The 7719-nt window shown below is 40.5% G+C and carries 10 protein-coding genes; 5 read left to right on the forward strand and 5 right to left on the reverse strand.

From position 1 onward, the window contains the following. A partial coding sequence (locus tag ACZFYI_RS12120; RefSeq protein ID WP_462524393.1) for a mechanosensitive ion channel family protein occupies positions 1-686 on the forward strand: 686 nt, incomplete at its 5' end. A gap of 50 nt (positions 687-736) precedes the next feature. Here ACZFYI_RS12120 and ACZFYI_RS12125 read toward each other — a convergent pair. The 3 genes from ACZFYI_RS12125 to ACZFYI_RS12135 are packed head-to-tail and all read right to left on the reverse strand — an operon-like array spanning position 737 to position 2265. After that, a complete protein-coding gene (locus ACZFYI_RS12125; RefSeq protein ID WP_462524394.1) occupies positions 737-1576 on the reverse strand; it encodes a hypothetical protein in 840 nt (279 codons plus the stop codon). 49 nt (positions 1577-1625) lie between these two features. Beyond that, positions 1626-1808: a hypothetical protein gene (locus ACZFYI_RS12130; protein ID WP_462524395.1), complete on the reverse strand. Its 183-nt coding sequence runs from the start codon at positions 1806-1808 to the stop codon at positions 1626-1628. Between the two features lie 13 nt (positions 1809-1821). Continuing rightward, positions 1822-2265, reverse strand: coding sequence for a hypothetical protein (locus ACZFYI_RS12135; RefSeq protein WP_462524396.1), 444 nt, complete (start codon positions 2263-2265; stop codon positions 1822-1824). Positions 2266-2452: 187 nt separating this feature from the next. Between ACZFYI_RS12135 and ACZFYI_RS12140 the strand changes: the two genes are divergently transcribed. From ACZFYI_RS12140 to ACZFYI_RS12155, 4 genes are all read left to right on the forward strand, one after another. Beyond that, a complete protein-coding gene (locus ACZFYI_RS12140; RefSeq protein ID WP_462524397.1) occupies positions 2453-4216 on the forward strand; it encodes a MutS-related protein in 1764 nt (587 codons plus the stop codon). A 234-nt stretch (positions 4217-4450) separates the two neighbouring features. Continuing rightward, positions 4451-5590 (forward strand): 5-(carboxyamino)imidazole ribonucleotide synthase, encoded by a 1140-nt coding sequence (locus ACZFYI_RS12145; protein ID WP_462524398.1) that lies wholly within the window; start codon positions 4451-4453, stop codon positions 5588-5590. A 3-nt stretch (positions 5591-5593) separates the two neighbouring features. Next, positions 5594-6100 (forward strand): 5-(carboxyamino)imidazole ribonucleotide mutase, encoded by a 507-nt coding sequence (gene purE / locus ACZFYI_RS12150; RefSeq protein ID WP_462524399.1) that lies wholly within the window; start codon positions 5594-5596, stop codon positions 6098-6100. Positions 6101-6237: 137 nt separating this feature from the next. Continuing rightward, positions 6238-6387, forward strand: a complete 150-nt coding sequence (locus ACZFYI_RS12155; RefSeq protein ID WP_462524400.1) for a hypothetical protein — start codon at positions 6238-6240, stop codon at positions 6385-6387. Here ACZFYI_RS12155 and ACZFYI_RS12160 read toward each other — a convergent pair. Further along, positions 6384-6842 (reverse strand): hypothetical protein, encoded by a 459-nt coding sequence (locus ACZFYI_RS12160; RefSeq protein WP_462524401.1) that lies wholly within the window; start codon positions 6840-6842, stop codon positions 6384-6386. The two genes, ACZFYI_RS12155 and ACZFYI_RS12160, sit on opposite strands and share 4 nt — an antisense overlap. A gap of 98 nt (positions 6843-6940) precedes the next feature. Beyond that, on the reverse strand, positions 6941-7297 hold the full coding sequence (locus tag ACZFYI_RS12165) for a DUF3127 domain-containing protein (protein WP_462524402.1): 357 nt from the start codon (positions 7295-7297) through the stop codon (positions 6941-6943). Positions 7298-7719: the final 422 nt, after the last annotated feature.

Below are 7719 nucleotides of genomic sequence, written 5' to 3' on the forward strand. Positions count from 1 at the left end.
AAAAGTCGGAAGTGGATGCCTCTCTGGCCACTTTTCTAAAAAGTTTTGCCAAAGCCATTTTTTGGGTAGTGTTGCTGATCAGCATCGCCACCACCATGGGAATAGAAATGACTTCTTTTGTAGCAATTTTGGGTGCTGCTGGTTTGGCAGTCGGTCTGGCATTGCAGGGATCCTTAGCCAACTTTGCAGGAGGGGTTTTGATCCTGATGTTCAAGCCATTCAAAGTAGGAGACACCGTGGAGGCCCAAGGGACGACCGGTGAAGTGGAAAGTATTGATATCTTATATACCAAACTGAGAAACTTTGACAACAAGTTGGTAACAGTCCCCAACGGGATTTTAGCCAATAATTTGATCGTCAACTATTCACAAAAACCAACCCGAAGGATAGATATGAAAGTTGGGGTGGCCTATGGAACTGACATCAAAAGTGTAAGAAAAATAATCCTTGATGTGTTGGGTAAAGACGAAAGAATCCATAAAGAACCTGAGGCGGTAGTTCATTTCGGTAATTTTGGGGACAATTCTCTGGACCTTACCATCAGGTGCTGGGCAGATACTGAGAATCTGTGGCCCGTATATTGGGAAAGTATGGAAGCAATCAAAGAAGCTTTGGAAGAAAACAAAATTAACATACCCTTTCCTCAAAGGGATGTGCACCATTTTTACCCTGAAGGGAAAAAATAAGAAAAGACCGGAATTTCCGGTCTTTTTCGTTTTTAATTAATCACCTTTAACTAATCAAATTTTACAGATACAGTTTTTTCGTTGTGAGTGACGGAAACAACTTTGTCACATTCGCCATTACCGTAATCAATCAGGTATTTGGAATCTGTATTTAAAGTCAACTCTACCTTTCCTGATGATGGTACCCAATTTCCCTTGTCAGTACAAGACTGATTGAAAACCAGTTTTTCTTCAATCAATGACATAAACGGTACACCAAGTCTGGTGACTCCTCCGCTACCGCCTGTTACTTCCAATTTGAATCCTCTTGAATCATTAGGCAGGAATAGTTTTTTGAGGTATTCACCTTCAAGTGTTGCAAAAGTCCCATCCGGCCAAGTCACTTTTCCTGCCGAAATCACCGTTTCAAACATGAAATAATTGCCATCTGCACTGAATCCACGGTGAATGAGTTTACGACGCCCTTCAATTTTGAGCCCATTGACTTCATAGCCATCAAATGCCAAGGTGATTTCTGTTCCTGCCTCAAAGGACAATGCAGAAAAATACAGCATGATTTTCCCTTTGCGTTTGATTCCTTTTGGGCTCGTGCATCCTTCGCCAAAGTTGATAACAATTGACTTGTTGTTTGGATAAAAATCGACTTTTGTAGTCGAACAGTAATCGCTTTCAAGGCCGAGTTGAGTCCTCAAACCAAGACCGTTGCTTTGCATGGCAGACAATGTAAAGAAGTCTGCTTCATCAAAAGCGGCATTAACCTGTGCACCTTCGTTCAAGACAGCTGTGTCTTGCTGAGGCAATAGTTCTTCTGTTTTTTCACAGGAAAACATCAAAAAGATTATTCCTAGGGCAAACAGGAAAGTAGGGATTTGTGGGTGATTTACTTTCATGGGGATTAAGTTTTATCCTGAAAGTAACGCAAAAAAAATCAATTGGTTATTAAGTTGACTGAGAAAATTTGCCTGTTTTTTTCTTCTTATCAGCTGAATTTGAGGCACATCCAATATTCTTGGTAAGAGATACATTTTCTGGTATACCACCGAAACCCTCAGAAAAATCCCATTCTTCAGCCAAAGTTTCTTTTTTACTTTTTTCTTCCTTATTTTCTTTTTTTTTGGGCATCCTGCTTTATGGTTTACTTACTTATCTCAGCATCCAAAAGGATGAAATTCAATTCGTCGATATCTGTTTCGTTGAGTTTCAGCTTTCCCTTGATGGTAATGATTTCGTCCACATTGATTCTTTTGCCGGGAGTTTTTTTTAGGTATGCCACCACGATACTTTCAGGACCTGCACCTCCGCAGAAGAAACATTCTGCATTGGGAAATTTGGACAAAACAGCATAATTGGAGGTAACCATATCCAGAGGAATATAAAACCCGGTTACTGAAACTTCCTTTCCTTCCATGGCTTTCAGTTCATCTGGGAAGATGGGATAAAGGAAATACATTCCAAATTCCCTGTTCAATTTCTCGACAAACCTAGTTTTGGTAAACATACCCCACATATCTAAGGGCTTTTGCTGTGCGCTAACCCCAAATACCAAAATGGCCAAAGCCAACACCGTCCATTTTTTCATAGTCATTGATTCGTACTCCAAATTTAGGAAGTTTAATAAATTACTTGGTCCTGTCTGCCAAAGACTTTCTTGCATTGAAAGAACACAGTCTTTTTGATATGGTTCAATTCACAGGTTTTTTAACCGATTATAACTTGCTGCATCTATAATTTTTAGCCCAAGGAGATTCTTTTGGTATCTTTAGCGCATGGATACTGCATACGTTTCGCAAGATATTTTGGGTTTGCTTGTCAAGGCAAAAAGAAAAGGCATCATACTTTCTATTGTCAGAATAGCTGTTTTTTTTGTAATGGCAGCAGCATTTATTGTTGGTGTGACAGACAGGCCTTTATTTCTATTGCTCTTTTTACTTTCCCTCACAGGGTTTGTTTACCTCATTCTTTTGTTCAATAAAAACCGGGATGAGACTGCATTTTTGTCTGAGTTGGTCATAATGGAGGAAGAAAAAAAGAAGAGAGCTTCCAGAAACCTCCAAGGATTTGACCCTGGAACCGAATTCATGGACAAAGGCCATCCCTTTTCCAACGACCTTGATATTTTCGGAAGCCATTCTTTGTTCCAATTGATAAACCATACAGTCAACAAAGGTGGAAAAGCCAAATTGGCTTCCTGGCTTCTATCCTATATGAATTCAAATCTAGCCACAGAAAGGTCTGGGGCTGTCCGGGAACTGAGCTCAAAGCCTGGTTTTATTTCTTCTTTTGAAGCAACAGGTAGGGCATTTATCAAAGGAGAAAAGTCAAAAATTGATTTTTATAATTGGCTAAAAAAGCCCAAAATCTGGCGGTCTTTTTACTATTTCCCTATGATACTTGGGCCAGTCGGGGGAGTTATCCTGCTTTTCTTGGCCGGAGTGGGAATGATTCCTTCGGTCTGGGTAGGGGCATGGATTGTGTTGGGGCTGTTTTTCCTGACATTGGTTTTCAAATCACTTCACGAGGCATCCCAAGTTTTTCCAAATCAGGGAGACATCAAGACTTTTGGGAAGTGGGCTTCCCTGATAGAAAAATCTGACTTTGCTGATCCCTATCTTCACTCGCTGAAAGAACCCATTAAAAACGAAAATTTTGTCGCTTCCAAAGTGTTGAAATCGTTGGAGCAAAAGACCTTTATGATCCAGAACAGGATCAATTTGATGTTTGTAATCTTCAACCTGATTTTTTGGATTGACTTTTTTCTCCTTTGGCGGGCAGAAATCTGGCGGAAAAAATTCGGCAGCCACATTGCGGGTTGGGAAGTGGTTTTTGATACCTGGCAAGTATTGGTTTCTTTGGGGGCTTTTACCCATGAAGAGCAAAACCATACCTTCCCAACTTGGTCAAGGGATAAAACAATCGACGCCAAAAACCTAAAACATCCTTTGATTGCCAAAGAAAAATCAGTTGGCAATGATTTTTCATTTCATGAAGATACCAAAACCATTTTGCTGACCGGTTCGAATATGTCAGGAAAGACAACCTTTATGAGGACATTGGGGATCAACATGGTCATGGCAAATATTGGCTTAGGGACAATGTCTGAATCCTTTATCCTCGGGCCTTTCCAATTGTTTACAAGTATGAGAAATACAGATAATCTGGGAGAGAGTGTCAGTTCGTTTTATGCGGAACTCGCACGGATCAAACAGCTTTTGTCCAAGGCTGAAGAGGGAGAGACTGTCTTTTTCTTATTAGATGAAATCCTCAAAGGAACCAATACTGCAGATAGGATTATGGGAAGTGGGGCATTGATCAGACAGCTTGCAGCAAGCAACTGTAAAGGGATCATTTCTACCCATGACATAGAACTCAGCCAACTTGAAAACAACCTCGATTACCTTGTCAATAAAAGTTTTCACAGTGAAATCATGGATGATAAAATCCACTTTGATTATAAACTCAAAGATGGTCCCTGTCCAAGTTTCAATGCCCATAAACTCATGGAGCTGATGGGAATTAGATTTTCAAAATAGGTTAGTGGTATCTTATTCTGATTTTTTTTGCTGCGAGATCAAATTTTTTTGCGAAGCCAAAAGAAGGCCAAGAGCTCGCTTCTGTATTGGATTGTTGGTCGGAGGTAAGTCTGTAAAATATCTTTCTCATTTAGACATATATAGCCCACATTCGAAGGCTTTTTCTATTTTAGACCTTCCGATTTTCGGTTACCAGCATTTTTAACTTATTTTTGGGCTTTCAACAATCCATACGTGCAACAGAATTATCAGCAAAAAACATTGGGAATTTTAGGTGGGGGTCAGCTTGGCCGTATGGTCATCCAATCCGCCATTAGCTATAATATAGATATCCACATTTTGGATCCTGATCCAAACGCCCCATGCAAATCCATCTCTCAAAAATTTGTAAATGGCAGTCTCAATGATTTTGAGACGGTGTATGCCTTTGGTCAGGATTGTGATATCATCACGATCGAGATCGAAAATGTAAATACCGAGGCTCTTCAGAAGTTGGCTGATGAGGGCAAGGAAGTATATCCCCAGCCTCATATCATCAAAATGATCCAAGATAAAAGGCTGCAGAAGCAGTTTTACAAAGAAAAAGGGATTCCCACTGCAGATTTTATTTTGACTGAAGACAAGGCGGATGTGATCAGAAATGCTTCTTTTCTTCCGGCAGTCAACAAACTTGGCAGAGAAGGCTATGACGGACGTGGCGTGCAGATTCTGAGGACAGAAAGTGATTTGGATAAGGCTTTTGATGCGCCGGGATTATTGGAAAAGCTGATAGACTTTGACAAAGAAATCGCCGTCATAGTAGCAAAAAACAAAAATGGTGAGACTGTGGCATTTCCGGCAGTTGAGTGTGCATTTCACCCCACCGCCAATTTGGTGGAGTTTTTGTTTTCCCCGGCACAAATTACTGATGATATTGAACAAAAAGCCAAGGAAATAGCAATACAAGTCATCGAAGAATTGGGAATGATTGGGATTTTGGCAGTAGAAATGTTTGTCACAAAATCGGGGGAAATCCTTGTCAATGAAATAGCGCCCCGGCCTCACAACAGCGGGCACCATACGATAGAAGCCAATTTCACTTCACAGTTTGAGCAGCACTTCAGAGCGGTTATGGACATGCCATTAGGCAATACGGATACAAGATGTCCTGCTGCCATGGTCAACCTACTCGGCGAAGAGGGATTTACAGGCGATGCATATGTCGAAGGATTGGACGAGGCCATGTCCCAAAAAGGGGTTTATGTGCATCTATATGGTAAAAAAACGACCAAGCCTTTCAGGAAAATGGGACACGTGACCATTTTGGATGAAAATATCGGAACCCTGAAAAAAAGGGCTTTGGAAATAAAAGAACTGATCAAAGTAAAAGCCTAAAATATGGAAATAAAGGTAGGGATAATTATGGGGAGCAAGTCTGACTTGCCCATCATGTCGGAGGCGGCATTGGTTTTGGAAGAATTGGGAGTGGGGTATGAACTGACTGTCGTATCAGCCCACCGGACTCCCGACAGGATGATGGATTATGCAAAAAGTGCGAAAGAAAGAGGCCTCAAAGTCATCATAGCAGGAGCCGGAGGAGCGGCACATTTGCCCGGGATGGTAGCTTCATTGACTACCCTGCCGGTGATTGGAGTTCCCGTGAAGTCCTCCAATTCCATTGATGGATGGGACAGCATCCTTTCCATCCTGCAGATGCCTTCGGGGATTCCCGTGGCCACTGTCGCATTGAACGGTGGTAGGAATGCAGGAATATTGGCTGCCTCTATGATCGGAGCATTTTCTGAAGAAATTTCCAAGAACCTATTTGCCTTCAAGGAGTCGCTTAAAGAAAAAGTTGAGAAATCTGCTGAAGAAATTGAAACAAAAGGTTGGAGACATGCGTAAAAACTAGTGGCTTATAAATTAAAGTTTACTAGTTTGAACAATTGTTTACTAGTTTGATTGAAAGAGCGGGTTTATGTAAGCCCGCTTTTTTATTTTTTTTCTTTTGTCAACCTGCATTAAAATCAATAATTTGAAATATGGATTTCAAAAAAATCATCCGCTTCAAAATCGGCTCCGAACAATGGGAAATGCCTCTGGGTGTTATGCTCTTGGTCGGAGGAATCGCCTTGGTATTGATGATGGGTGGGGCATATTTTGGATTTAAATTTGGTCAAAGCCTGCACTAATCAACAAAAAGCCCCCAGCCATCATCGTACTTTTCTGCTGATCCAAATCCACTCACCCACAGGACAAACATTTCCTTATACTCTTGGATTGCATCCCTCAGTAGCTGCAGGTGTTCTTCGGCATGCGTTCCCTCCAATGCCAGTTGGTATGTCATAGAATTGAGACTCCGTGCATGGATTTTCATGATGGTGGCATTTTCCATTTTAAGGATATAGTCATTGACGCCTTCTGCACCGGAAAATTTTGAAGGAAGGATCAAAGCACTTTCCATCATCAGACTGCCGTAGAGTTCTGCCCTTGCCTCGTCAAGAGAACCCACCAAAGCTCTTGTAAGTTTATAGATTTCCATTCCCTTGGCTTTCAGGGGATGGTTATTGATCCGGTCATGTTCTTTTCGGAATTCCTCTTCGTCACTTCCGTCCCAGGAATCATTTTCGTCATCGTCTTCCCACATGGCTTATTGCTTATTGTTGGCTCTATTATATAAAAAAAATTTGTCCCAAAATTCTGGTTTGAGACAAATTATTTGCAATCGAAGAAAGTAAAATACCTTTAAAAAGGCAATACATCATCCCCGCTTTCATCAGAAAAAGTAGTGATTTCAGGAATGGATTTGGCAGAAGCTGCTTCCTTGGGTTTTTGGGCTCCGCCCTTTTCCACTTTCCACACTTTCACATCTGTGTACCATCTGCCGTTGTATTCTCTGCTTTCTACGTCAACTGATGCAGTAACCTCGTCACCGACTTGGAGTGCAAACTGATCAATATTGTCACCCCAGATGACCATGCAAACTTTCTTAGGGTATTGTCCCGGTTGCTCGACGATATATTCTCTTTTTCTCCAAGTGCCTTTAGTGGAGGATCCGCTTGCCTCGGGCATGATTTGAACTACTTTTCCGCTTATTTCCATAATTTTTGTTAGTATTGAAAAATCGAAGTTAATAAATTTCGATTCTTAAAAACAGCATTCACCCATACCTGTAAGCTTAATTTCTTCCTTTTTATCATTCTCTGAAAAATCAGGCCTGAGTTTTGCAACATTATACTAAACCTCAGAGTATATGCGTTTAAGAAATATCTATACGGTAGAATTTTTTGATGATCACCGGCTCAAATTCCAAATTAAATTTCAGTTTTTTGACGATAAAGTGCAAATAGTTTGATATTGACTGATTTTTGTGAAATTATTAAATAAAAAAAATCCTGTATCTATTGCATCAAACAAAGTGATTCTTTACATTTGGTTGTAATATTTTAATTGTTTAACCCTCTAATATATACTATGGCATAAACCTCTACGTTATTTTAAAGTCAATTTGTATGAATGAAAGG

Source organism: Aquiflexum sp. (genome assembly GCF_977115555.1).